Source organism: Bacteroides sp. 41_26 (assembly GCF_949740115.1).
GTDB classification, from domain to species: Bacteria; Bacteroidota; Bacteroidia; order Bacteroidales; family Bacteroidaceae; genus Bacteroides; species Bacteroides nordii.
This window is the reverse complement of record NZ_CATJGZ010000112.1, coordinates 73,454-99,458: the sequence shown is the minus strand read 5'-3', so window position 1 is coordinate 99,458 and position 26,005 is coordinate 73,454. Positions and strand designations below refer to the sequence as shown.

General features: G+C 39.5%; 15 protein-coding genes and 1 tRNA gene. 14 read left to right on the top strand and 2 right to left on the bottom strand.

All coding sequences use genetic code 11. From position 1 onward, the window contains the following. Window positions 1-230: 230 nt before the first annotated feature. Entirely contained in the window at window positions 231-884 is a 654-nt protein-coding gene (gene upp, locus QX565_RS16830; RefSeq protein WP_025867053.1) for a uracil phosphoribosyltransferase, read from the top strand. A gap of 269 nt (window positions 885-1,153) precedes the next feature. Here the strand turns inward: upp and QX565_RS16825 are convergent, their stop codons facing one another. Next, complete coding sequence (locus QX565_RS16825) at window positions 1,154-2,164, bottom strand: 2-oxoacid:ferredoxin oxidoreductase subunit beta (RefSeq protein ID WP_025867052.1); 1,011 nt, start codon at window positions 2,162-2,164, stop codon at window positions 1,154-1,156. Window positions 2,165-2,167: 3 nt separating this feature from the next. Next, window positions 2,168-4,018, bottom strand: coding sequence for a 2-oxoacid:acceptor oxidoreductase subunit alpha (locus QX565_RS16820; protein ID WP_195350561.1), 1,851 nt, complete (start codon window positions 4,016-4,018; stop codon window positions 2,168-2,170). Window positions 4,019-4,521: 503 nt separating this feature from the next. Here QX565_RS16820 and QX565_RS16815 point away from each other — a divergent pair. From QX565_RS16815 to QX565_RS16755, 13 genes are all read left to right on the top strand, one after another. Further along, window positions 4,522-4,593: transfer RNA gene (locus QX565_RS16815), tRNA-Arg, on the top strand. Between the two features lie 223 nt (window positions 4,594-4,816). Further along, window positions 4,817-8,911 carry a hybrid sensor histidine kinase/response regulator transcription factor gene (locus QX565_RS16810; RefSeq protein ID WP_221649112.1) on the top strand — a complete coding sequence of 1,365 codons (4,095 nt, stop codon included), beginning with the start codon at window positions 4,817-4,819 and terminating at the stop codon, window positions 8,909-8,911. A gap of 130 nt (window positions 8,912-9,041) precedes the next feature. Continuing rightward, complete coding sequence (locus QX565_RS16805; protein ID WP_221649113.1) at window positions 9,042-9,929, top strand: ROK family protein; 888 nt, start codon at window positions 9,042-9,044, stop codon at window positions 9,927-9,929. 26 nt (window positions 9,930-9,955) lie between these two features. Next, window positions 9,956-11,725 (top strand): class I mannose-6-phosphate isomerase, encoded by a 1,770-nt coding sequence (locus QX565_RS16800; RefSeq protein WP_289293601.1) that lies wholly within the window; start codon window positions 9,956-9,958, stop codon window positions 11,723-11,725. Window positions 11,726-11,744: 19 nt separating this feature from the next. Next, window positions 11,745-12,908 (top strand): MFS transporter, encoded by a 1,164-nt coding sequence (locus tag QX565_RS16795; protein ID WP_221649115.1) that lies wholly within the window; start codon window positions 11,745-11,747, stop codon window positions 12,906-12,908. Between the two features lie 101 nt (window positions 12,909-13,009). Next, entirely contained in the window at window positions 13,010-13,450 is a 441-nt protein-coding gene (locus QX565_RS16790; RefSeq protein WP_221649116.1) for a lipocalin-like domain-containing protein, read from the top strand. Window positions 13,451-13,467: 17 nt separating this feature from the next. Beyond that, window positions 13,468-13,992 (top strand): hypothetical protein, encoded by a 525-nt coding sequence (locus tag QX565_RS16785; RefSeq protein WP_289293598.1) that lies wholly within the window; start codon window positions 13,468-13,470, stop codon window positions 13,990-13,992. Window positions 13,993-14,003: 11 nt separating this feature from the next. Then, complete coding sequence (locus QX565_RS16780) at window positions 14,004-17,048, top strand: SusC/RagA family TonB-linked outer membrane protein (protein ID WP_289293597.1); 3,045 nt, start codon at window positions 14,004-14,006, stop codon at window positions 17,046-17,048. A 6-nt stretch (window positions 17,049-17,054) separates the two neighbouring features. Continuing rightward, complete coding sequence (locus QX565_RS16775) at window positions 17,055-18,713, top strand: RagB/SusD family nutrient uptake outer membrane protein (RefSeq protein ID WP_221649119.1); 1,659 nt, start codon at window positions 17,055-17,057, stop codon at window positions 18,711-18,713. 49 nt (window positions 18,714-18,762) lie between these two features. Continuing rightward, window positions 18,763-21,582: a SusC/RagA family TonB-linked outer membrane protein gene (locus tag QX565_RS16770; RefSeq protein WP_289293596.1), complete on the top strand. Its 2,820-nt coding sequence runs from the start codon at window positions 18,763-18,765 to the stop codon at window positions 21,580-21,582. Window positions 21,583-21,594: 12 nt separating this feature from the next. Further along, the gene (locus QX565_RS16765) at window positions 21,595-23,232 is read left to right on the top strand and encodes a RagB/SusD family nutrient uptake outer membrane protein (RefSeq protein ID WP_221649121.1); all 1,638 of its coding nucleotides are present in this window, start codon (window positions 21,595-21,597) and stop codon (window positions 23,230-23,232) included. 34 nt (window positions 23,233-23,266) lie between these two features. Next, entirely contained in the window at window positions 23,267-23,716 is a 450-nt protein-coding gene (locus QX565_RS16760; protein WP_289293595.1) for a hypothetical protein, read from the top strand. Window position 23,717: 1 nt separating this feature from the next. Beyond that, window positions 23,718-26,003 (top strand): GH92 family glycosyl hydrolase, encoded by a 2,286-nt coding sequence (locus tag QX565_RS16755; RefSeq protein WP_289293594.1) that lies wholly within the window; start codon window positions 23,718-23,720, stop codon window positions 26,001-26,003. The last annotated feature ends 2 nt before the right edge of the window (window positions 26,004-26,005 follow it).

The window sequence follows — 26,005 nt, the reverse complement described above, 5'->3', positions numbered from 1 at the left end:
TTATTATCTCATTCTGGCATTTAAGGGAAAGGATGTTTTTAAACATCTCCTTGTAAATCGGCTACAAAAGTAGTATTTTCTTTGGAAAGAAATAACGTATTAGAGAAATTTTTCCCTAATCGAATCTCTTTTATATATTACTAACAATATCTGCTAACTGAATGTTGCAATTTGAAAGATTATCATTTACTTTGCATCGTATAAATTCTGAATAAATAAAGGCTAATAAAATGAAGATAATTGATTTTAGTGAAACAAATTCTATTCTGAATCAGTATGTATCAGAAATAAGGAATATAGAAGTTCAAAATGACCGTCTGCGTTTTCGTCGTAACATTGAGCGGATAGGTGAGATTATGGCTTATGAAATGAGTAAGACGTTTGCTTATTCTGTAAAGGAGATTCAGACTCCTTTGGGGATTTCACCGGTCAGTACACCGGATAGTCAGTTGGTAATCAGTACTATTCTTCGTGCCGGGTTGCCATTTCACCAGGGCTTTCTGAGCTATTTTGACTATGCAGAAAATGCCTTCGTTTCGGCATATCGTAAGTATAAGGATACATTGAAATTTGATATACATATTGAGTATATTGCTTCACCACGTATCGATGGAAAAACTTTGATAATTACTGATCCGATGCTTGCGACGGGAAGCAGTATGGAGCTTAGTTATCAGGCTATGCTTACTAAAGGGCATCCGGCAGAAATTCATGTAGCTTCTATTATTGCCAGCAGGCAGGCGGTGGAACATATTGCTTCGATATTTCCGGAAGATAAAACGACTATTTGGTGTGCAGCTATTGATCCGGAGATTAACGAGCATTCGTATATTGTTCCGGGATTAGGTGATGCCGGTGATCTGGCTTACGGAGAAAAAGAATAGGAGAGCTGTGAATCATTATTCTTCTCAATATATATGAAACAACTTTCTCAATGCATATGAAACAGTGTTCTCAATGTATTGAGAATTTTTTCTCAAAGCTTTGAGAAAAGACTCTCAAAGGGTTGAAACAGATAGACCCTCTAAAGCCAATAAGAAGTATATAAAGCAGAGGATGTTTATATAGAATGCTGAAGGGGTGATAAGAAAAAAGAGGTCGCACTGTAACCGTCTTAGGTAAGTGCAACCTCTTTTCTGTTTGTATATAGTAATTATTTTACTTCCCAGGTATCGTTGGTCATAAGTAGTTCGTTGAAATTGTGATATTTCTTCTTACCTTTTACTTCCTCGATCTGCTCTACTACGGCATCATTGTAAGTAGGAGCTTCCACATCGCGAATTACACCTAAAGCAATCGGGAACTCGGGACCTTCCATCAGTGCAAGTTTCAGTTGCAGTGTGTTGTCTGCGCAGTGGGCATCGTGTATCAGAATATCTTTCTCTGTGATACCATTTTCTCCCAGCTTTACTACTTTCAATCCGAAACCTTGCTGCATTAACCCAAACTCTTTGTTTTCACCAAAGATCATCGGTTTGCCATGCTCCAGATAGATTGCATTTTTAGCGCGTCCTTCTTTGGTAGCAACGCTCTCGTGGGTACCGTCGTTGAAGATAACGCAGTTTTGCAGTACTTCTACGACAGAAGCGCCTTTATGGTTGGCTGCTGCTTTCAGTACCTCTACAGAAGCGGCACCATCAACAGCTATACAACGGGCAAAGAAGCGTCCACGTGCTCCAAAACAAAGCTCTGCAGGGTGGAAAGGATCTTCTACTGTTCCGTAAGGAGATGATTTACTGACAAATCCACGTTCCGAAGTCGGAGAATATTGCCCTTTAGTCAGTCCATAAATACGATTGTTTAGCAGAATCATATTCAGGTCTATATTACGACGAACGGCGTGGATAAAATGATTACCACCGATAGCCAGTCCGTCACCATCACCGGATATCTGCCAGATAGTCAAGTCGGGATTAGCAACTTTGGCACCTGTAGCTACGGCGGCAGCACGTCCATGGATGGTGTGGAAGCCGTAGGTGTTTACGTAATAAGGCAGACGGGAGGAGCAGCCGATACCGGAGATTACTGCGATATTGTGCGGAGCAACTCCCAAGTCGGCCATTGCTTTATGCAGAGAGTTCAGGAAAGCATGGTCACCACATCCCGGGCACCAACGGGGCTGACCTGATTTATAATCTTTTGCTGTATATACTGTTTCGCTCATCTCTTATTCCTCCAATAATTTAGTGAATGCATCTACAAGTTCTCTCGTAACGAAAGGTTGCCCCTTCACCTGGTTGAATTGGCTGACATTCAGTCCGGGCACTTTCATTCGCAGGTATCCGGCAAATTGCCCCAGGTTCTGTTCGGCTACTATAATCTTTTTGTATTTCTTCAGTACGTCGGCTGTGTTCTTGGGTAACGGATTGATGTACTGGAAATGAGCAAGGGCTACTTTCTTACCGTTCTTACGCATATGTTCTACAGCCGAATAGAGATGTCCGTATGTTCCACCCCATCCTACTACCAGTAGGTCAGCATCTGCATCACCTTGTACTTCGAGTTCAGGAATACTATCGGCAATCTTATCTACTTTGGCTTGGCGTAACAACGTCATCTTATGGTGATTCTCAGGTTCAGTAGAGATCACTCCTGTTTCGTTGCTTTTTTCCAGTCCGCCGATACGGTGCATAAATCCTTCTGTTCCCGGAACAGCCCAGTAACGTGTACCGGTCTTCTCGTTGCGTTGGAACGGAGTCCATGTTTCCGCCATGTCCGGAGTGACGTATGGAGGATTAATAGCCGGGTATTCTTCCAGATTAGGTAACTTCCAGGCAGCAGAACCATTGGCGATGAAAGCATCAGTCAGCAATACTACCGGAGTCATGTGTTCCAGGGCTATCTTGGCTGCCATATAAGCAGCATCAAAGCAATTGGTAGGTGAAATAGCGGCAATAACAGGCATCGGGCTTTCGCCATTACGGCCGTAAAGCGCTTGTAACAGGTCGGTTTGTTCCGATTTAGTAGGAAGCCCAGTCGAAGGACCGCCACGTTGTACATTGACTATTACCAACGGAAGTTCGGCAATGACAGCGAGGTTCATCGCTTCGCTTTTTAAGCATACACCCGGTCCGGAAGTAGTAGTAACAGCGAGGTCGCCTGCAAAAGCAGCTCCTACGGCTGAAGCACATCCGGCAATTTCGTCTTCACACTGTACTGTTTTTACACCCAGTGATTTATGTTTTGAAAGCTCGTGTAGAATGTCTGTAGCCGGAGTAATAGGATAAGAACCCAGGTAGAGTTCCAGTCCTGCTTTCTCAGCAGCGGCAATCAGACCATATGAAGTGGCTTTGTTACCATTAATATCGGTATAGAGTCCTTTTGCTTTCGGACTTTTACTTTCTATTTTATAAGTAGAGGTAGAAGCATGGGTATTGGCGCCGTAATTATAACCGTCGTTCAATACTTTTATATTTGCTGTGGCAATCTCGGGCTTTTTAGCAAACTTCTGGCGAAGCATGTTTTCTGCAGCTTCGAGGTTACGGTTGAAGAGCCAGCAAACCAGTCCCAGTGCAAACATGTTTTTGCAACGGAGTATAGCTTTGTTATCCAGTCCGGAATCTTTCAGACTCTCTTTGCACATAGATGAAATAGGTACTTCAAGTACTTCTTGCTTAACACCTAATTCTTCAAACGGGTTATCTGTTGTGAATTTTGCTTTTTCCAGATCTTTTGCTCCAAAAGAATCGGAATCAGTGATGATCAATCCTTGCGGTTTACAGAACTTAATCTGTGTTTTCAGTGCTGCGGGGTTCATTGCAACCAATACGTTGCAGCGGTCGCCCGGAGTAAATATCTTACTTGCTCCAATATGTACCTGGAAGCCGGATACACCCGTTAATGACCCTTGCGGGGCACGGATATCTGCCGGATAGTCAGGGAATGTACAGATGTCATTTCCTACTGTTGCCGACACGTTCGAGAAGATGTTGCCGGCCAATTGCATACCGTCGCCGGAATCGCCGGAGAAGCGCACTACCACTTGCTCCAATTCTTTAACCATCATTTCGTCTGCCATAATTTTACTTACTATATTTAATTTTAGGATCGACTTTCTTCGTTTTGCATAAATATAACCCCTTTTTAAGTGGTTTGTGTATATTCATTTATTGTGCAGAAGGTTTCGCAAAGGTCGTAAAGTTAAACGACTTAGCAAAATCTTTTTCTGTTTATCTGTAGCCTCCTGTCAAAAGAATTATGTTATGGGGCTATTTTGGTATTTAGAGTAAGCAAAATGCGCTGTTCTGTGTCTTGTTTGTGTTTTAAATGATTGCATATTGTTATTGCTCTTTTATGCTGAAAATGACGAAATGTTGCAGTTTTTATGCAAAATACAATCTATCTGTTAGTTTTTAGGGTGTATTATCTTGCAATGATGAGAATATTCTTGTTCTTTACTGACTCTATTTTATAGTATATTTTATGACTGCCTTATTATTGTTCGGATACTCTATAAATCTGTATGTTCTGTCTTGTTAAATCAAGAGAATACGTTATCTTTGCAACCGAAATCTAAAAGGAGGTCCTGTAGTTCAACGGATAGAATAGAAGTTTCCTAAACTTTAGATAGGGGTTCGATTCCCCTCGGGACTACTTTCAGAGAAGCAATTATCTTACAATGGATAATTGCTTTTTTATTTTTAAATACAGTGTGAATAGAGTATTATGATAGAATGAACAAATTTTAGATAATATGCAGTAATTTGTATGAAACGTGATTGATTGTTTGACAATTGATTGCGTTTTGTTTTTTTGTATTATTTTTGTGCCTGCCATGAAATGTGTTTTATATCTATACTTTAAGAAAACCAGGAACATGATGTACCGACTTATATTTTATTTGTTCTTTTTGTGCAGTTCATTAGCTGTGAATGCAAATTCCACTTATTTTGCTCATGAGCGTTTTGAAAAATTCGGGATACAGGATGGACTTTCCAGTAGTAAGGTCTTTGATATAAAACAAGATAAGGATGGGTATATCTGGTGTGCTACGGATGAAGGATTTTGCCGTTTTGACGGGATTGACTTTAAAAGTTACAAATGGTCATTGGGTAATTCTTTAGATTTTACCAATCAGCAGTCTCTTAAAATATGCTGTGATAAAAGCTGTATCTATGTCGGCACAAACTTTGGTCTGTTAATGTATGATGTAGAGACAGACACCTATAAAATTCTAAAAAATAATACGCTTCAGCCGGGGAGGGATCTATATTCTGTCCGTTCGATAATAAAGAGAAAAGAAGGAGGTTTGTGGATAGGTACCTATGGAGACGGAGTCTACTCCTTTGATCCTGAAACCGGTTCTTTCAATCGTTTTTATTATCAAGCTTCGGATGACCGTGTCTTGAGTTTATATGAATCGAATGATGGACTACTATATGTAGGTACACATTTCGGTGGGCTGGATGTTATTCATTTGAATACACGTTCAGTAACCAATTATAGCGTACAAAATCATAATTTTCCGGATAGCCAGGTGGAAGCTATTTCTCAGGATTCTTATGGAAATATCTGGATTGGAACCTGGAAAGGACTGCTACGCTTTGTAAAAGGGAAGAAAGAGCCGGAATTGATAGAATTGGATGAATTGAAAGATGCGAAAGTAAATTGTATAGAAGAGAATAGATTAGGGCAGCTATGGATTGGCACAGAATATTTTCTATGCTCCATTAAATTGAAAACGGGTGGAGAGGAAATAAAGAAAACAGATATCAAATTCTATTATGAATCGGAGACGGAAACAGGGTTGTCTTATAAAACAATCAGGTGTGTGTTGAGTGATAAGAATGATAATTTATGGATTGGTACCTATGGTGGTGGAGTGAATTTTGTGAATCAGCATAAACAGAAGTTCAATTATATCACAAGTGATATTCTTCTGACAAACAGCCTGTCCTATAAACATGTTTCTTCTTTTAGTGAAGACAGGTATGGTAACCTTTGGATCACTACTGATGGTGGGGGCATTAATTATTGGGATATCGGAAATAATACATTCAAGGAGATCACTGCTAAGACGGACGGATATAATTTAAGTGATGATGCAACTCTATGTTCATTGATTGATTCGGACAATGATCTTTGGGTCGGAACTTATAATTGTGTTTTGAATAGGATGAAAGATGGAACAAAGAGGTTCATTCATTATACATATCAGAAAGATAATTCTAGTTCACTTTTACATAGTGACTTGAGTTGTTTGTACGAAGATTCCAAAAAGAATATCTGGGTAGGACAGCGTGCCGGACTGTCTTATTTTGATAAGAAAAATAGCTCTTTCCATATCGTAGAACCATTGAGATGGAGTCCTGTAACTGCACTTCAGGAATATAAAAATGAATTGATCGTCGGAACTTTTGGCGGTTTGTATAAGTATGATTATGAGACTGGAAATGTCGAACCGTTTAGTTCTAAATTAAAGAATGTACAGGTTAATTCTTTTCTGTTTGATAAACATGGAAACATGTGGATTGGTACAGAAGGACAGGGCTTATGGGAGTATACCGTAAAGACCGATTCTCTGACGATATACGGACAAGCAAATGGGCTGAACAGTTCTATTGTGCGGGAGTTAATCTTGGTGGGTGATGAACTGTGGATGGGAACAAATAAAGACATTGTGAAGATATCTACGGAAACAAAAGAGATCGATTCTTATAGTGCATCTGATGGAGTTCAGCCAGGAAGTTTTTTAAAGAATTCGGGATTAATGATGAAATCGGGAATGATTGCTTTGGGTGGTACGGAAGGGATGAATATTTTTGATCCTTCTGTTATTATGAAAGATAAAACTCCGGTTTCGGTTGTTTTTACTGATTTTTTGTTATTCAATCAGCATGTTGCAATCAGGAGTGAACAGAATCCGGATTCACCTTTGGTCAAAAATATAAATTCTACTGATAGAATAGAGCTGAACTATGATGAGTCAGTTTTTACTATAGAGTATTTGGGGATTAATTATTCCTCTCCGGAACGTATTCAGTATGCCTATTTTTTGAAAGGTGCAGATACGGAGTGGAATAAAGTTGGTACTATGCGTTCTGTTACCTATCGGAATTTGAAGCCTGGTAATTACTGTTTTATGGTAATGGCATCTTCGCCTTCTGGAAATTTTAATGAAGATAATGTACGTACTTTGTATATTCTGGTAAAACCACCTTTCTGGCAAACATGGTGGGCTTATATCATTTATTTTGTTTTATTATTGGGTCTTTTATATCTGTGCTGGAATATTGCTATGATGAAAATCAGAGTCCGAGATAAGATAAATTATGAACGATTGGAGAAACAGAAACAAAAAGAGTTATATCAGGCCAAATTACAGTTCTTTACAAATGCTTCGCATGAGTTGAAGAATCCACTCACTTTGATTCTGGCACCACTGGAGAAATTATTATTAGGAGAGACAGATAGTAAGAAGAGGTATTTACTGTCTCTTATAAAAAGAAACACGATGCGGGTGATCAAGAACGTGAATGAAGTAATTGATATCCGTAAGATAGATTATGGGCAACTAAAACTTAAGGTAAAGGAGATAGATGTAGTCTCTTTTTTTAAAGAAATAACTGATACATTTGAAGGAGTAGTGGAAGACAAAAACATCAATTTTGTTTTTAATACAAGTGCAGATCGGTTGATTGGCTGGGTTTCTCCTAAATTTATGGACAAGATTGTGTATAACATTCTGTCTAACGCTTTTAAATATGTGAAAGATTATGATGAGATTGTGATGAATGTCTTTGTAGAACGGACTGATATAGGTAATTTGTTGCATATTGAAATATCGGATACAGGTATTGGCATTGATAAAAAGGACTTGAAAAAGATATTCGATTGCTTCTATCAGGTGGAATTGAATGATAAAAATATTGTGTATCCGGGTTCGGGTATTGGACTGTATCTGGTAAAATCTTTGGTAGATTTACATAAAGGGCATATTTCTGTTGAGAGTGAATTGAATGTTGGTTCCAGGTTTGCAATTGTTATTCCATTTGATAAAGCAAGTTATTCCAAAGAGGAGATAGCTGATACTGATAAGAAAGACGAGTCTTATGTTACGTTCGTTAAAGAACCATTGCAGGAAAATACAGAGATAATTGAGGAAAAAACAGAAGAGAAGAATGTTAAAAAATATAAGATTCTTGTTGTAGATGATGAGGCTGAGATTCGTGATTTTCTTGCTCTGGAATTACGTGAAGAATACGAAGTATATACAGCAGCAGATGGGGTGGAAGGATGTGAAAGTGCATTGAGTTTTATTCCGGATTTGATTATCAGTGACATTATCATGCCGAATATGGATGGTATAGAACTTTGTGGGAAAATAAAATCAAATATAAACACGTCTCATATTCCAATTATTCTGTTGACGGCTAAAGAAACCCATGAGGATAGGCTGGTTGGGTTGGAAGTGGGAGCGAATTCTTATATACCCAAGCCGTTTGATATCCGGCATCTTCGGATTCGCATCGAACAACTGATCAAATATCAGGAGGTTGTTAAAGAGAAATTTATGAAAAAAGTGTCTCTTGTATCCGGTGAGGAGCCGGATGCAGGAACAGCACCTGCGGCATCCAATGATGATATTCTGATACAAAAGATTATAAATTATATCAATGAAAATATTTCTGATCCTGATATAAAAGGAGAGAGTATTGCCAATCATGTGGGGATGAGCCGGATGAATCTTCACCGGAAACTGAAAGCGTTAGTTGGGCTTTCTTCCGGAGATTTTATCAGAACGGTTCGGTTGGAGAATGCGAAGAAGGAGTTACTGAATACAAATAAAACAATTACGGAGATTACTTATGATCTGGGTTTTTCTTCCCCTTCTTATTTTTATATTTGTTTTGTGAAGAAATTTGGTGTATCTCCTACTGAATTTAGGGGGCAGCATGAATCTCCAGTATAAGAGTAAGATCTTCAACATCCTGTTGCAGGCTATTCTGAGCGGGATGTTACAGCATATATACAGTATGTTACAGTAGCTAATCTTTTATAGTTGGATATGTTCTATGTTTGCAGAAAATAAATCTGAAAACATGGGAAATTACACTATTGGAGTAGATATTGGAGGGAGTCATATCTCCTCTTGCCTAGTTAACTTGCAGGATAAATCGATCTTGGAAGAGTCTATAAAATCTCAAAAAATCAATAGTCAGGATTCTGCTCAAAGGATTCTGGAACAATGGGTATGCTGTCTGAAGTCCACCATCTCTTCAATAAATGAAACTCCTGTAGGAATTGGATTTTCTTTCCCAGGACCTTTTGACTATGAAAAAGGAGTGTCGTTGGTTGAAGGAGTCAATAAGTTTGATAAACTGTTTGGATTGGACTTAACCTCTTCACTTATCTCCCGGTTCCGGAGGATGAAAATAAGCAATTTCAGGTATGTGAATGATGCCGGAGCATTTGCCATAGGTGAAGCTTTTGCCGGAGTGGTGAAGAATCATAAGCGAGTGATGGCTCTCACATTGGGTACCGGACTGGGTTCCGGGTTTGTGGTAAACGGACAATTAATAACGACGGGAGAGTCTGTTCCGCCCAATGGATGGGTCTATAATCTAACGTTTGAAGATACTATAGCTGATAATTCTTTTTCTACACGTTGGTTTTGTAACCGATATGAAGCATTGACAGGGATGCGGATTGAAGGAGTACGTGAAATTGCAGAAAAGATTGGTACTGATATTTACAGTAAGCAGGTGTTTGAGGAGTATGGCTATCGTTTGGGGAGTTTTATTATTCCTGTTTACACTAGATTTAAAGGGGATATCATTGTTTTGGGAGGTAATATCTCAAAAGCTTATCCTCTTTTCAAAGAATCTTTATTGCAAAGAATTCGGGAAGAAGGGCTGGATATGCCCATATCAGTCTCTTCGTTACAAGATAATGCGGCAATGCTTGGTGCTGGTCTTCTTTTTATTTGAAAAATAACTTTTAAAATATGACAAATATGAAATCATTGAGAAAAACATCTCAGATTCTGCTTCCTATGCAGAAAGAGAAAAACCTGACGGCGGGTAGTTATGATATATATCCTGTTCATTCAATAGCAGAAAATCAAATTTTTGTAGGTTACCGGAAACTTGCCGAAGCAATTCGTAACGAACGGAATGTGATTATAGACGGATACGCAGGAATCTTTTTTGATGAAATAAAAACTCGTCTGAATGAGGTTTTAGCTGAGTTGGATGTAGAAGTAACCTGGTGGAATATAGATGCCGCCCTAAAAACGGAAGAAGAGATTAATGATTTGGTTACACCCTATTTGGGAGGTGACGATCCTATTTTCGGAAAACGTTGTGACCTGGAGCTAAAAGATCTTTTCTGTATTGGAAAATTGTCTAAAATTCACCCCGATTCATCTGCTTCCCTGAATATACTTATAGGTTGTGGGGCAGCTTTAGCCGGTTGGAAAGGGAAATTGATTTATATTGATATACCTAAGAATGAAATTCAATTTAGGGCACGTGCCGGGAAAGTGACAAATTTAGGGGTAACAAAGGTCGTGGCTCCCAAAGTAATGTATAAACGTTTCTATTTCGTAGACTGGGTACTTCTTAATAAACATAAAAAAAATATTTTCCCGGATATTGATGTGATGGTTGACGGACAACATTTGGATACTATCACCTGGATGCAAGGAAATACTTTAAGAGAAGGATTGAAAGTGATGGGACAGGCTGGTTTTCGTGTTCGTCCCTGGTTTGAACCGGGTGCCTGGGGAGGGCAGTGGATAAAGGAACATATAGAAGGGCTGGAAAAGGAAGTACCTAATTATGCCTGGTCTTTTGAGCTGATTGTGCCGGAGAATGGTTTGTTGTTTGAGAGTTCCGGGAATATGTTGGAGGTATCGTTTGATTCTTTAATGTATGTAGCCGGAGAGAATGTGGTTGGTACAGACTGCTACAATGAATATGGCGATGAGTTTCCGATACGGATGGACTATCTGGATAATTTTGATGGTGGGAATCTCTCTATACAATGTCATCCCAGAAAAGAGTACATACAAAAAAACTTCGGGGAGGTACTAACTCAGGAAGAAACTTATTATATTACAGACTGTAAAGATAATGCCGTGGTTTATCTGGGTTTTCAGGATAATATTGAGCCGGCCGAGTTTGAGAAGGCACTTACAAAAAGCTTTGTTGAAAATACTCCATTGGAAGTTGATCGTTATGTGCAATCATTACCTGCAAAGAAACACGAACTGTTTTTGATACCTCCCGGCACTTTACATAGTTCCGGCCGCAACAATCTAGTTCTTGAAATAAGTACTACTCCCTATATTTTTACATTTAAAATGTATGATTGGCTGGCGCTTGACTTAGATGGTACTCCTCGTCCTTTAAATATAAAAAGGGGGATGGAGAATTTATATTTCGACCGTTGTGGAGAGAAAGTACGGAATGAACACGTTTCTAAGCCTGCCTTATTGGAGAAAGGAAAAGACTGGGAATTATATCATCTTCCTACACATCCAAATCACTCTTATGATGTACATCGTGTACATTTCAAATCGGAAGTAACATTGAATACAGCGGGTAAGTGCCATGTATTAAATCTGGTGGAAGGCGACTTTATCTATATTGAGATCTCCGGACAAAAGAGAGTACGGTTGAACTATGCTGAAACATATGTGATTTCTGCTGCTGCCGGAGATTATAAACTGAGCTGCGGTTCTCAGCGTGAGGCAATGGTGGTAAAAGCATTTATGAAGTAATAGGGCAGGGGGAAATAGTATGAAACGTACGCAGGTAATAGCATTACTACCAGTTTTGACCAGTTTTTTTGTGATGGGGTTTTGTGATCTTGTGGGGATAGCATCCAACTATATGCAATCTGATTTTTCTTTGTCTGAAACCCAAAAGAACTTTTTACCTTCAATGGTTTTTATCTGGTTTTTTGTGTTTTCGGTTCCGTTTGGTGCCTTTATGAATCGGGTGGGTAGAAAAAACACAGTTCTGATTAGTCTGGGTTTTACAGCTTTAGCCATGCTATTGCCATTGTTGGATTATTCGTATGTATCTTGCCTGACTGCGTTTGCATTGCTGGGTATTGGGAATACAATTTTGCAAGTTTCATTGAATCCGTTATTAATGAATATTGTGGATGAAAATAAATTGGCCAGCAGTTTAACTGCAGGTCAATTTATTAAAGCCATATCCTCTTTTGCCGGACCTATTGTTGCCGTTTGGGCGGCTGGCTTTTGGGGAAACTGGATTTATATGTTTTCCGTTTTTGCTCTGATAACACTTATTGTTGGTTGTTGGTTGCTATGTACACCTGTCCCTAAAGAGGTCACGAAGAATACGATTTGGTCATTAAAACCCTATCTGACCTTATTGAAAGATAAAACGATCCTTTTGTTGTTTCTTGGAATCGTTTTCATTGTGGGAGTAGATGTCGGCCTGAATGTAATGATACCTGGTTTCTTAATGGAGCGCTGTGGTATGGAGTTAAGTGAAGCCGGTTATGGTATTAGCCTATATTTCGTATTTCGTACCATTGGTGCCTTTCTTGGAACATTTATATTGGCACGCTTTTCCGCTATAAAGTTTCTTCGGCTTAGTATGATTATCACGCTATGCGTATTTGTTTTTATGCTTTTTGTGTCCGAAAGTCAGATGCTTCTGGCTATTATAGCTATTGTTGGCTTCTTTTGTGCAAATGTGTTTAGTATCATTTTCTCAAAGGCGTTACAACTCTATCCCGGTAGTGCCAATGAACTTTCCGGATTGATGATTATGGGAATATCGGGTGGGGCGGTTGTACCACCATTGATGGCGGTCTTTTCTCAATGGACTGGTAGTTTTAACGGTTCATTGGCGATAATCGGACTTTGTATTGCTTATTTGCTTTACTGTTCTTTTGTACTGAGAACCGAAAATAGAAGTATTGACTGATTTTCAGACAAATGTTACAACGAATAGAAGAGTTGTTACCAGAGTGATTTATAGAAAAACACATTCTGCATACTTTTGTGACATGTAAAAATCTTATTATTATGAAAATAAAAAAAATCCCACTGTTGTGTGTCTTATTCATTTCTTTTTTGGGAATTGCCTGTGATAAGGATGATAACATTGATTTATCCGGCTCCTGGCAATTGATTTCGCAAACCTGGAACGGCGAAGAGCAGGAACTTGATGAATGTGCGAAAGGCAAATTATTGTATTTTGCAGAAAAAAATGTTTGCTATCTCTATCTACCCTGTGAACAGAAGGATTTAAGAACCGCCTGGAATTATGACGGTGACAATCGAATTCTGAATATTTCGGACTTATTACCGATAACTTTTTATGTAGAAGAACGGTCTGATAACAGATTAGTTTTAAAACATTACACCTATTCTGCAACCGGACAACTGGATACTTATATAGAGACTTATAAAGCAGTCGAAACTGTATTGGAAGATGGTAAACTGAGGCTGAAAGAATCATATTAATAAAATATTAAGATACTATGAATAAATATCTGTTAGGTTTAGTATTTCTACTGTTCATCTTTTCTTCTTGTTCGAAAGATGAGGATTTTGCAAATGAATTGCCGGGATATTGGAAACAAGTTGCGGCTTATGACGACGGAGAACTATGCAGTACTGATAAAGAAAATAACCTTTCTATCCTGTTTGAGGCAAATGGAGTGTATCGAATGTTTGATCCTTGTGCTGAAAAAGAACATGCCGGGACATGGCTTGTGACCGATGAGGATTGGTTAACAATGTCCATGGATAAAATTGCAGGTAAAAATACCTCTGATGGTTCGTACCGTTATACTCCGGTCACGGTCCGTTTTACAATTATCCGATTGGACGGAGATGAAATGGAACTTCGTATAAAGACTTTCCTGGGAGAACGAAAGAAGACAGTTATGTTCTCACAAATGGAACAGGATTCTCAACCGGCTACCCCCGAAGAAGCCTTGGAACTGGATACCAAAAATAAAGAACTGCATACCTATACTTATCAGTTTAGAAGAATTCATTAAAATATAATATTATGAAAGGATATGCTATAACGCTTTTATTATTCTTTTTTTCGTGTGCAATATCGGCACAGGACCTGGTAGTGAAAGGGATAGTATTAGATAAGAATACTGGAGAACCACTGATCGGTGCTACCATTTTGGTGAAAGATACTTCTATTGGTGTTGTTACTGATCTGGATGGTAACTTCACTTTGAAGTTACCTAAAAAAAATGTACAATTAGTAATTAGTTATATAGGTTATGAGGCTCAAACTATTACCCCACAATTCGGAAAGAAGATTAAAATTGAAATGGGAGGGGATTCGGCTGTGGCTTTAGATGAAGTAGTGGTGGTGGCTTTTGGTACTCAGAAGAAAGAATCGATGGTAGGTTCCATTTCTACGGTAAAAAGTAAAACGCTTACCACAGTTCCTGCTTCCAACCTAACACAATCGCTTGCCGGTAAAGCTTCCGGTGTGACGATTGTACAGAGTTCCGGCGAGATTGGTCGTGATGAAGCGGATATATATATACGTGGAAAAGCGACATTTGCCAATGAAAATACAAAGCCGCTTATCGTAGTGGACGGTATTATACGTGAAAGTTTTGCACAGATTGACCCAAACGAAATTGAAAGTATAAATATCCTGAAGGATGCCTCGGCTACTGCCGTTTACGGTGTGAAAGGAGCGAATGGTGTTATTATTGTTACTACTAAAAGAGGAGTAGCCGGTAAACCGGAAGTTTCGATTACATCGCAGGTTGCTGTGAATGTTCCTATACGTTTGTATAAGCCTTTGGATGCTTACCGTTCGGCATTATTGCGTAATGAGATGCTGAATAATGGTGGGCAGCAGGCTGAATACAGCTCAACCGATCTTATGAAGTACCGGACAAAGGTATCTCCATATACTCATCCTGATGTAGATTGGATGGATGAGATTATGAAGTCCGGTTCTGTTCAGCAGCAGTACAATGTGAATGTACGTGGCGGAACAAAATCAATGCGTTATTTCGTTTCCGGTGGATTCTTTAATCAGAACTCTCCGTTTAAGGGAGATGATATAACCAATTACAATCGTTATAATTTTCGTTCGAATCTGGACTTTGATATTACAAAGGATTTAAGTGCATCCATTAATATTGGTGCTCGTATCGAAGACAGGCATTACCCCACTTCCATGCAATATAGTAGCTGGGATATCTATCATGCCGCTATTGCTAATTCCGGGCGTAAATATCCTGCTTTCAATATGGATGGTTCTTACGGAGGCGATAAAGATTACTCAAATATACACGCTTTGATCCGTGATTCCGGAGAATTTAAAGAAAATCGGAATGTGCTGGAAGCCGGTCTGAACGTCACTTATAAATTGAACTGGCTTCTCCCGGGACTTGCCGTCAGAGGACAAGTGGCTTATGATGACGACAGTAAACATGGTAAAATCTATCGGAAGAATGTAGCTCTTTATCAATATCTTTATGCTACGGACAGCTACATTATGCATGGAGAAAATCGGCCGTTACGCTGGGACTGGCAGTATGTGGATAACTTTCGGAAGATTTATCTGGAGGGAGGGTTGACCTACGATCGTGAATTTGGAAAACATAATGTAAGTGCATTGTTTCTTTTCAACAGGCTTTCTCATGGAAATAATGTCGATTTACCTTATGCCAGTCAAGGTATGGTCGGACGGTTTGTATATGGGTACGATACACGCTATCTTGCCGAGGTTAACTTTGGCTATAATGGGTCTGAAAATTTTGCCAAAGGAAAAAGATATGGTTTGTTCCCTTCGTTTGCCCTGGGTTGGGTTATCTCAAACGAGCCTTTCTATAAAGAGTCGGGCATGAGCAAGATTGTCAATAGTTTAAAAATCAGAGGCTCTCTCGGATGGGTTGGCAATGATCGGGTTTGGGCGTACGACCCGGTAGCCAATTCCAGTGCGGAAGCACGTTTCATTTATCTTCAGCAGTATGAGTATGTAAACGTTAGCAACACAGACAATACATATATTTTTGGTATCGGTGATAACCGTATAGAAGGCGTACGTCAAGGGCGTGTTGCCAACAAAGATGTTTCCTGGGAAAAATCCAGAAAACTTAATATCGGTTTGGAAGCCGGACTGTTCAACAACGCATTGACGTTTAATATCGATTATTTTCATGAAAGAAGATCGGATATTCTGACTCAGGTACAGACTATGCCGGCATTTGTAGGAACTACTTTCTCTCCGGCTAATCTCGGTATTGTGCAGAATCAGGGCGTAGAGTTGGAGGTAAATCACAGTAAGTTTATTGGTGAGGATTTCTCGTATTCTATCAAGGGAAACATGAGTTTTGCACGGAATAAAGTCATCAATATGGGGACTCCTCTTGGAGTTTTACCTTATCAACGGGCAGAAGGATATCCCATTGATACACCTCTTAAGCTGATTACTCTGGGTTATTTTCAGGATTACAACGATATTGAAAGAAGTCCTTCCCAGTTGGCTCTGGAAGGAAATACGGAGGTACATCCGGGCGATTTGAAGTACAAGGATATCAATGGAGACGGTGTGATTGATCGTGCTGATTTCGTAAGAACCGGTTATCCTTTGGTTCCCGAAATTCAATATGGTATCAATCTTTCATTGTCTTACAAAGGGTTCGATGTCGGAGTTCTGTTTCAGGGTTCTACCCATGTTTCTTTTGATAAAAACTGGGAAGCTATGTGGGCATTCTCTAACGGAGATAATGTGTATGACAAACATTGGTCCTATTGGACGCCCGAAATGGGAGATGGTAATGCCAAGTATACTCAGTTGTACGGTAAATACCAGAATAATGAAGCCGGAGCCGATTATACATTATCCGACGGAAGTTACATTCGTTTGAAAAATCTGGATGTCGGTTATACTATTCCCAAGAAGCTGACCGAGAAAATTTTCATTAAGAATGTCCGGATTTATTTTTCCGCACTTAACCTGGTTACTTGGGCTAAAGAACCTTATCTCGATCCGGATAATCGAAATAACAGAGCTGGTAATATGCCACCGATGAAAGCTTACAATTTTGGTTTAAATATTAATTTCTAGGGTATTATGAGAACATATAAAATATTCTTCTGTCTGCTGGCCATTTTCTTTTACGGATGTGATGATTATTTGGACAGAGCACCAGACCTTAATCTGGATGAAAACAAAATATTTAGTAATTACGAAACTGCCTATAAGTTCCAAGCTGATATTTATACCAACCTTCAGAAAGGATTTAATGTACTTGGAAGCTTCGATCCCGCTCCCATAGCCTGCGCTACGGATGAAGCCGAATCTCGTTTTGGTTGGAATACCAGTAATTCGTTTAATGTCGGTTCCTACGATGACGTGGATAATTGCATTTCCCGCAATTATGAGGGAATACGTAAAGCCAATATTTTCTTGTCCAAACAAGATATCATCCCTTTCCCAAATCAGGAAATGAAAAATAGGTTGATTGGAGAAACTTTGTTCCTGCGAGCTTTCTTTTTCCATGAAATCATAAAAAGATATGGTGGAATGCCTATTTTGAACGATAAGATATTATATCCGAACGATAAGCTTGAACTCCCCAGAAATAGTTATATGGAATGTGTAAATGCCATATTGAACGATTTGAAGAATGCTATCGGACTATTGCCTGTGACAGTAAATGAAAATGAACAAGGTCGGGTAACCCGAGGGGTAGCAATGGCACTTAAGTCACGGGTATTATTATATGCGGCCAGCCCGTTGTGGGATAAAGAGAATACAAATCCTGACAAGTGGAAATTGGCTTACGAAGCGGCAGGAGACGTAATAAACCTGAAAGATGAAAATGGAGTTCCGGCATATCAGTTGTTTAACCGGGGCAATGGGGCTTCTGACTATGAGAAAGTCTTTTTGCTACGTCCGGATGAGGGAAATACGGAGGTGATATTTTGGTACAACAATGTTCCGGTCGGATTCAGTAGTAGTGAAATAAAGGTATGGGCACCTTCCGGTGAAGGATTTGGCGGAGTAGGTGCTGTTGCTCCGACACAGAATTTTGTCGATTTGTATGAAATGAGTAATGGCAAACCGATAACCGATGGTACTTCCGGTTATGATTCCCAGGACCCTTATAAGAATAGAGACCCTCGTTTTTATAAGACAATTATTTATAATGGCTGTGTGTGGCAGGGAGTTACAGCGGAGTTGTATATGGGTGGTAAACACCGCCTCTCTAAAGAGAAATGCCGTACGGGTTATTATGTACGAAAATATTTGCCGGAGAGCTTAACTGAAAAATCATCGAATAAGGCTTATCATAACTGGATCTATTTCCGTTTGGCGGAGATCTATCTGAACTATGCGGAGGCTTTGAACGAAAGTATGCAAAAACCGTCTTCAGATGTATATGATGCTGTGGAAGCAGTGCGTACACGAAGCGGTATGCCACTTTTACCTCGTAATTTATCTCAAGCAGAAATGCGGCAACGGATTAAAAATGAAAGAGCAGTGGAACTTGCCTTCGAAGAGCATCGTTGGTGGGATGTACGTCGGTGGAAAGACGGAGAAGAATGTTTCAACGGCTCCATGTACGAAATGGAGATAACGAAGAATAGTGACAATAGCTATACCTATAATAAAGTGGTTTTCGAAGAACGGATTTTTACGGATAAAATGAATCTATATCCTATTCCGAAGAGTGAAATGGATAAGAATGCTCTATATCAACAAAATCCCGGATGGAATAATTATTGATTATACATATAAGATATGTAAATAGTATTAATTGAAAATGAGTAAGAATATGAAATATAATATCGGGCATTTATCTTTCAAGCTTTTAAGTCTGCTTTTTATGACAATGGCTTGTTATTCTTTTCCGGCTTTTTCACAAGAGAGCAAGAATGCAGCTCGACAGGATACGGTCAGAAGTAAATCGGATGATAGAAAGTATCTGCAAACCTCGGCTGTGTCGACCATTAATTATTCGGATTTGGATAAAGCATCCGTTTCTAATCTGGAAAATGCATTGACTGGAAAAGCTTCCGGATTGACTGTGCTGCGAAAATCGGGAGATGAACCGGGGAATAGTCTTTCGGATATTTATATACGTGGTATCGGAACTTACGGACAATTCCGCTCTCCTCTATTTCTGGTTGATGATGTCGAACGGGATATTAGCCAAATGGATATTGAAGAAATCGAATCTGTTTCTATATTGAAAGACGGAGCAGCCAATGCCCGGTATGGTCAAAGAGGAGCTAACGGAACCGTCTTTGTCACCACCAAGAGAGGAATCGTAGGCAAACCGGAAATTTCCTTAACGGCTCAGTATGGATTTCAGCAGCCTGCACGTTTACCGGATTTTTTGTCTTCCCGCGAGTACGTTTCCTTATACAATAAGGCGTTGCAGAATGATGGGATGTCTGTTCCTTCCGATGATAGATACAATCCGGAAATGTACAACGGAACCCAGAATCCTTATTTGTTTCCGGATGTAGACTGGTATTCTTCCTTTCTGAAAGATAATACTCCGCAACAACAATATAAAGTATCTGTCCGTGGTGGTACGGAACAGGTCAAATACTTTGTATTATTTAGTTTTTTAGGTAAAAACGGACTCTATAAATATTCGGATGTAAATTCCGGATTTAATACGAATGTGAACTATAACCGTTATAACATTCGCTCTAATATTGATGCGGCCGTGACGAAATCACTTGATATCTCTTTAGACCTCGCCGGTAGGATAGAGGATAAGAACATGCCTAACAGCAGCTCTTCTGATATATTCAATGTTTTGTCAACCATTGCACCTAATGCAATGCCGATTGTGTATGAAGACGGAAAAATTGCGGGAACCTCACAGTACAGGCAGAATCCTTACGGTATGATATCCCATACAGGATATCGTAAAGACCGGAATAAAGTTTTGCAGGTAAAGGCTCAGGCACGGCAGAGATTGGATATTGTAACGAAAGGATTGAATGTCCGGGCAATGGTTGCTTTTGATGGAGTTTCCGGTTATGGTACGGGTAAGACAAGCAACTATGCTACTTATGAATTGCAGAGAGATAACACTTATTCTGTATACGGAGAAGACAAGCAATTGTCGTTAGCTCAGGAAAAATTATATGATTATTATCAGTATCAACTCGCTTTCGATGCAGGTTTTTCGTACGAACGTACGTTCGGAAAGCATGAAGTGCTTGCAGATATGCGTTATTATCAGTCTCAACTGTTTGTGCAGGGTGATAATCCGGCTTATGCCCGTCAGGGAATGAGTGGGAAGGCGACTTACTGTTTTGATAAAAGATACATCGGGGAGTTCAGTTTTGCTTACGACGGTAGCGATGAGTATGCACCGGGACATCGGTTTGGTTTCTTTCCCAGCGTATCCGGAGCGTGGATTATTTCTAATGAATCATTCTTTAATAAGAATGTTGTCAACTATCTTAAGTTGAGAGCTTCTTATGGAGAAGCCGGAAACTGTAAAACCGATTTTGAGCGCTATGCTTATCAATCGCATTGGTCGGGATTCGATCAATCCTACGGGGGATATATTTTCGGTAGTGGTTTTGCATGGAGCGATGGTGCGTGGGAAGGACGGTTGGCAAATCCGGATTTGACCTGGGAAACGACACGTAATGTGAATGTAGGTATCGATTTCGAACTGTTCTCTAAGTTGTCCGTATCGGTAGACGCTTTCTGGCATAAACGTACGGATATTGTTTCAGAGAAACAAAATACTTCTTCCTGGATTATCGGTGCTCCGTTTCCATATGTAAATATAGGTACGGTAGTCAATCGGGGTATGGAAGTCTCATTGACGCATAATAACCGGATTAATAAGTTCGGATATTTCGTTCAGGCGAACATTTCGTTGGCAAAGAATAAAATTCTGGCTATGGACGAAGTGGAAGGATTGAAAGAATATCAGAAAAGAACAGGAAAGTCTGTTTCTCAACTTTGGGGATTAGAAGCACTCGGATTTTACATGAACGAAGAAGATATCAGGAACAGTCCTATTTCTACATTTTATAAAATTCGTCCCGGAGACTTGAAATACAAGAATCAGAATTCCGGTGAAGATAATCATATAAACTTGTATGATGAAGTGCCCATTGGCAAACCGACTGTTCCGGAGATAACTATGGGTTTATCATTAGGTATTGATTATGCCGGATTCGATTTTTCGGCTATGTTGTCCGGAGTTGCCAATCGTTCGGTATACCTGAATAATGTTGCTGTTTGGGCTTTACAGAATAATAATAAGGTAACGGCTTTGGCCTATGGAGCCTGGGAAAAAGGAGTACGTGAGGCCGATGCAACCTTTCCGCGTCTGACTACCGAGAACAACCTGAATAACTATCGTTCTTCTTCTTTCTGGATTAAGAATGGTAATTTCTTAAGGTTGAGTAATGTAGAAATCGGATATCAATTACCTAAATCACTTTTGAAAAAGGTAAATATCAAACAACTTCGTCTCTATGTGAACGGACAGAATTTACTTACTGTGGATAAACTAGGCAAGTATGATGTCGATCCGGAGGTGGTTGATGCCGGTGTAACAGGATACCCGGTGATGCGTTCATTTAATATTGGTGTAAATCTGAAATTTTAAATCTTGGACTATATGAAATACATATCTAAATTATTTTTGTTGCTGACTTTGTTTTTGAGCTCGTGCAGCATATTGGATAAAGACATAGATACAAATCTGGACAAAGATGATATTTTTACAGACGAGCGTTTTGCCCAGGGTTTTCTGAACAGTACTTATCGGGAATTGATGAATGGTTTTAACAGACTTGACAATGCTATGTTCGCGTGTGCTTCGGACGAAGCAATATGTTCTTATTCGGGATCGGCTGTTCATGGATACAACAATGGGGCTATCACTCCTTTCTATAATCCGGAAGAAGAAGTTTGGAAAACAATGTACGCAGGTATCCGTAAGGCAAATGTGTTTTTGCGGGAGTTGGATACAACTATTAAAGATGCCGGCCTGATTGATAAAAACGAGCAATCGAAAGCTACTTATACACGTATGAGGGGGGAAGCTTTATTTCTGAGAGCTTTTTATCATTTTGAATTGGCTAAACGTTTTTCAAATATTCAGTTAATTGACAAAGTATTAACTGAAGAGGAAGCAATGTTTGTGAAACAATCTACATTTGCGGAAGCAATTGAATTTATAGTTAAGGACTGTGTGAATGCTGCAACTTATTTGGATAACTTTAATAAGGATGCAGCTGAATACGGACGGGCTACTTGTCTGTCTGCTTTAGCATTGAAATCCAGAGCCTTACTTTATCTTGCCAGTAAATTGAATAATCCTGCTGGAGATAAACAATTGTGGAAAGATGCAGCTGATGCCGCTAAAGAAATTATGGATATCCAAGTAAAAAATCCTTCTCGGGTTGGCTTGCTAAGTGCTTACTATTCTGTATTCACTACGCCTTATAATAATGAGATATTATTTGCTACCAGTTCGGAAAGTTCGAATGAAATAGAATTGTATAATAATCCGATCAGTTACGGTGGTAAAGGATATACTAATCCTACGCAGGAATTAGTAGATGCTTATGAAACGACAAAGGGATATCCTATTGATGACCCCCGTTCCGGATACAATCCAGAAAATCCCTATAAGAGCCGTGACCCACGTATGGAGTATACTATATCTTATAACGGATTGAAGTTTAGTGGTACTCCGATTGAAACTTTCGTTGGTGGTAAAGACGGATTGAACAAAACTCCTACAGCTACAAGAACGGGATATTATATGCGCAAGTTTATCGATCAGAACCTTGATCTCTCGAAAGACCAAAAGCGTCGTCGTCCATGGATATTATTTCGGTATGCAGAAATTTTACTGAATTATGCCGAAGCAATGAATGAATATTTGGAAGCTCCTGACCAATCGGTATACGATGCAGTAAATCAGATAAGAAAAAGGGCTAAAATTCCTCAGTTGAATATACGTATGGAATTGTCCAAAGAAGAGATGCGCGAACGTATCCGGAATGAACGGAGGGTGGAACTGGCTTTTGAAGAGCATCGTTTTTGGGATGTCCGGCGTTGGAATGAAGGGAATACTTATTTTAACCGGCCGATTCATGGCATGCGAATCACGGTGAATGGTGAAGAAATAGAATATGAACAGTTTGTGGTCGAAGAGCGGATGTTTGAAACAAAAATGAATTACTATCCTATTCCTCAGTCAGAACTACAGAAAAATGGAGGGTTGGTTCAGAATCCGGGATGGTAATAATGTATGTTGAATGAAATTTAATAAATAAAATATGAATCTGCAAAAAAGAATATGGATTATAAGCATGTCAATAGCCACAGTGTTTATGTCTTCCTGTGAACGGGATTTGAATAAGGGTGTCGATTATTACTCTCCGCAGGCAGATATCGCTGTAGATACTTTTGAGGTGGACAGGGGGGAAACTATAGAGATAAAAGCATTGGTGAGGGACGATAGCGGCATTGCTTATCTGGCATTGGAATATGCGAACTGGAATCTGAAAGATGAACAATCTTTCGATGAAGGCAACAGGGCATCCGAATATGGATATGCATATAATGTAAAAGTTCCTTTGGATGCTTTATACGAATGGGAAGAAATATACACAAAGCACGATGGTACCCAATTTACCATTAAGCAACGTTATCATAAACTCTCTTTGACTTGTTATGACGGAGTTAAGAATAAGAATATTTTTTATTTCTATGTAAAAGTGAAGTAATATGCGAATAAAGTATAGATTGATAATACTGTTGTGTTATTTGTTTGCGGCGTTTCAGGTAAATGCCGATGAAAAAGAACCGGTGGATTACGTAAATTGTTTTATCGGAACATCCAACTCCCGATGGATGTTGGGGCCGTATGCACAGATGCCTTTCGGTATGGTACAAATAGGTCCGGATAATCAGGGAAACCGATGGATGGGAGGATATGAATATGCAATAAACAGCGTGTCGGCATTCAGTCATATACACGCCTGGACCATGGGCGGACTTTCTATGATGCCCGCTACTGCTGATTTCACAATTGAGAATCCCGGACCTGATTCTCCTTACAAGGGAGCTAATGCGGGATATCATTCCCGTATTCTGAAAGATACGGAAAAAGCATCTCCGGGATATTACGAAGTGGAGTTGTACGATCATCAGGTAAAGGTTGCAATGACGGCAACTACTCGTTGTAGTTTCCAAAAATACATTTTTCCGGATTGTGAAGATTCCCGAGTCTTAATAGATCTTTTGTTTCCTACCGAATGGGATTACGGATTCTCTGTGAAAGATGCAGTTATCGAGAAGATCAGTAATACCCGGATTGAAGGATATGCGAAATGCGTATCTGGAACTTGGAGTAGCTGGAATGATTGGACACTCTATTTCTCTATCCGTTTCAGTAAGCCGTTCGACTTTTTTAATGGTTGGAAAGATACGGAAATAATAGAGAATGTAGGCGAGATTTCCGGTTCAGGTGAGATGGGTGCTTACGTTACTTATAAAACAGCGGATAAAGAAGAGATTTTGGTACAGACCGGTTTATCGTTGGTTAGCATGGAAGGAGCCCGGTTGAATTTACAAGAGGAGGTGGCGGAACCCTTCGGATGGGATTTTGATGCCTGTGTAAATAATGCACGTCAAACCTGGAATAACCTGTTGGGAAAGGTCAAAGTAGAGGGCGGTACTGAACAGGACAAATGCAAGTTTTATACAAATCTGTATCGTGCGTATGCAGGTAAGCAAACCTGGAATGACATAGACGGAAAGTATAGGGATGCTTGTGAAAATATACGGCAGCTAAAACCGGGAGAGGCTGTCTATGGCGGTGATGCATTCTGGAATTCATATTGGAATCTGAACGGATTATGGTCTATTCTTTCTCCTGAGATTATAGATAATTGGGTTACGACCCAGCTAGAGATGTATAAGCATACGGGTTGGACCGGTAAAGGGCCGGCAGGTATCGAGTATTCCGGTATTATGGAAGGTTCGCATGAAGTAGCTTTGATGGTAGCTGCATATCAGAAAAAAATACGTAAGGACGGTGAAGATATTTATAAGGCTATTTATAAAATGGTTACCAACCCCGGTGGAGAACATCCTTGTGGAGGAACATACGGACAGATTGATCTGGATGCTTACATTAAGTATGGTTATATGCCGAGTGAGATCAATGTTGTGTCTAAAACACTGGATTATGCTTATGATGATTTTTGTGTAGCCCAACTGGCAAAAGCACTTGGGAAAAAGAAGGAAGCTGCTTTCTTGGAGACACGCTCCATGAATTATAAAAATGTCTATCATCCGGAGTATAAATATGTATGTTGCAAAGATTCGTCCGGTAATTGGGACAATCAGTTTGATGTATTTTCGAATGTGGGATTTATTGAAGGTAATTCCTGGCAATATTCCTGGTATGTACCTCATGACATTGAAGGATTGATTGAGTTAATCGGTAAGGATAAAGCGTTGGAACGGTTGTCCGAAGGATTTGAAAAGTCACGGAAGCACAACTTTGCAGCGCATGTATTTGACCGTACGATGGGACAATCTGCCGAATTTTACATCAATCAGGGAAATGAAGTGAATATGAACTCCGCCTTTATATTCAATTATTTGGGTAAACCGGCTTTATGCCAGCAATATACGAGAGAGATACTTGATAGCTTTTACGGTGATTCTCCTTATAAAGGTTGGGAAGGTGATGAAGATGAAGGACAGATGGGGGGATGGTTTGTAATGTCCGCTATGGGGCTGTTCGAGATGGATGGGGGAGTAACTTCTGCTTCAGAACTTGATATTACTTCTCCTTTGTTCAATAAGATTACAATTACTCTTGATCCCCGATATTATACGGGCAAAGAGTTTGTTATTGAGGCTTTGAATAATTCACCTGAAAACCGTTACATCCGTAGTGCCCGGTTGAATGGTAAACTGCTGAAGAACTTTCGTATTCCATTCAGTGCGATTGCGAATGGTGGAAAGTTGGTTCTTGAAATGGGAAACAAACCTTTATAATT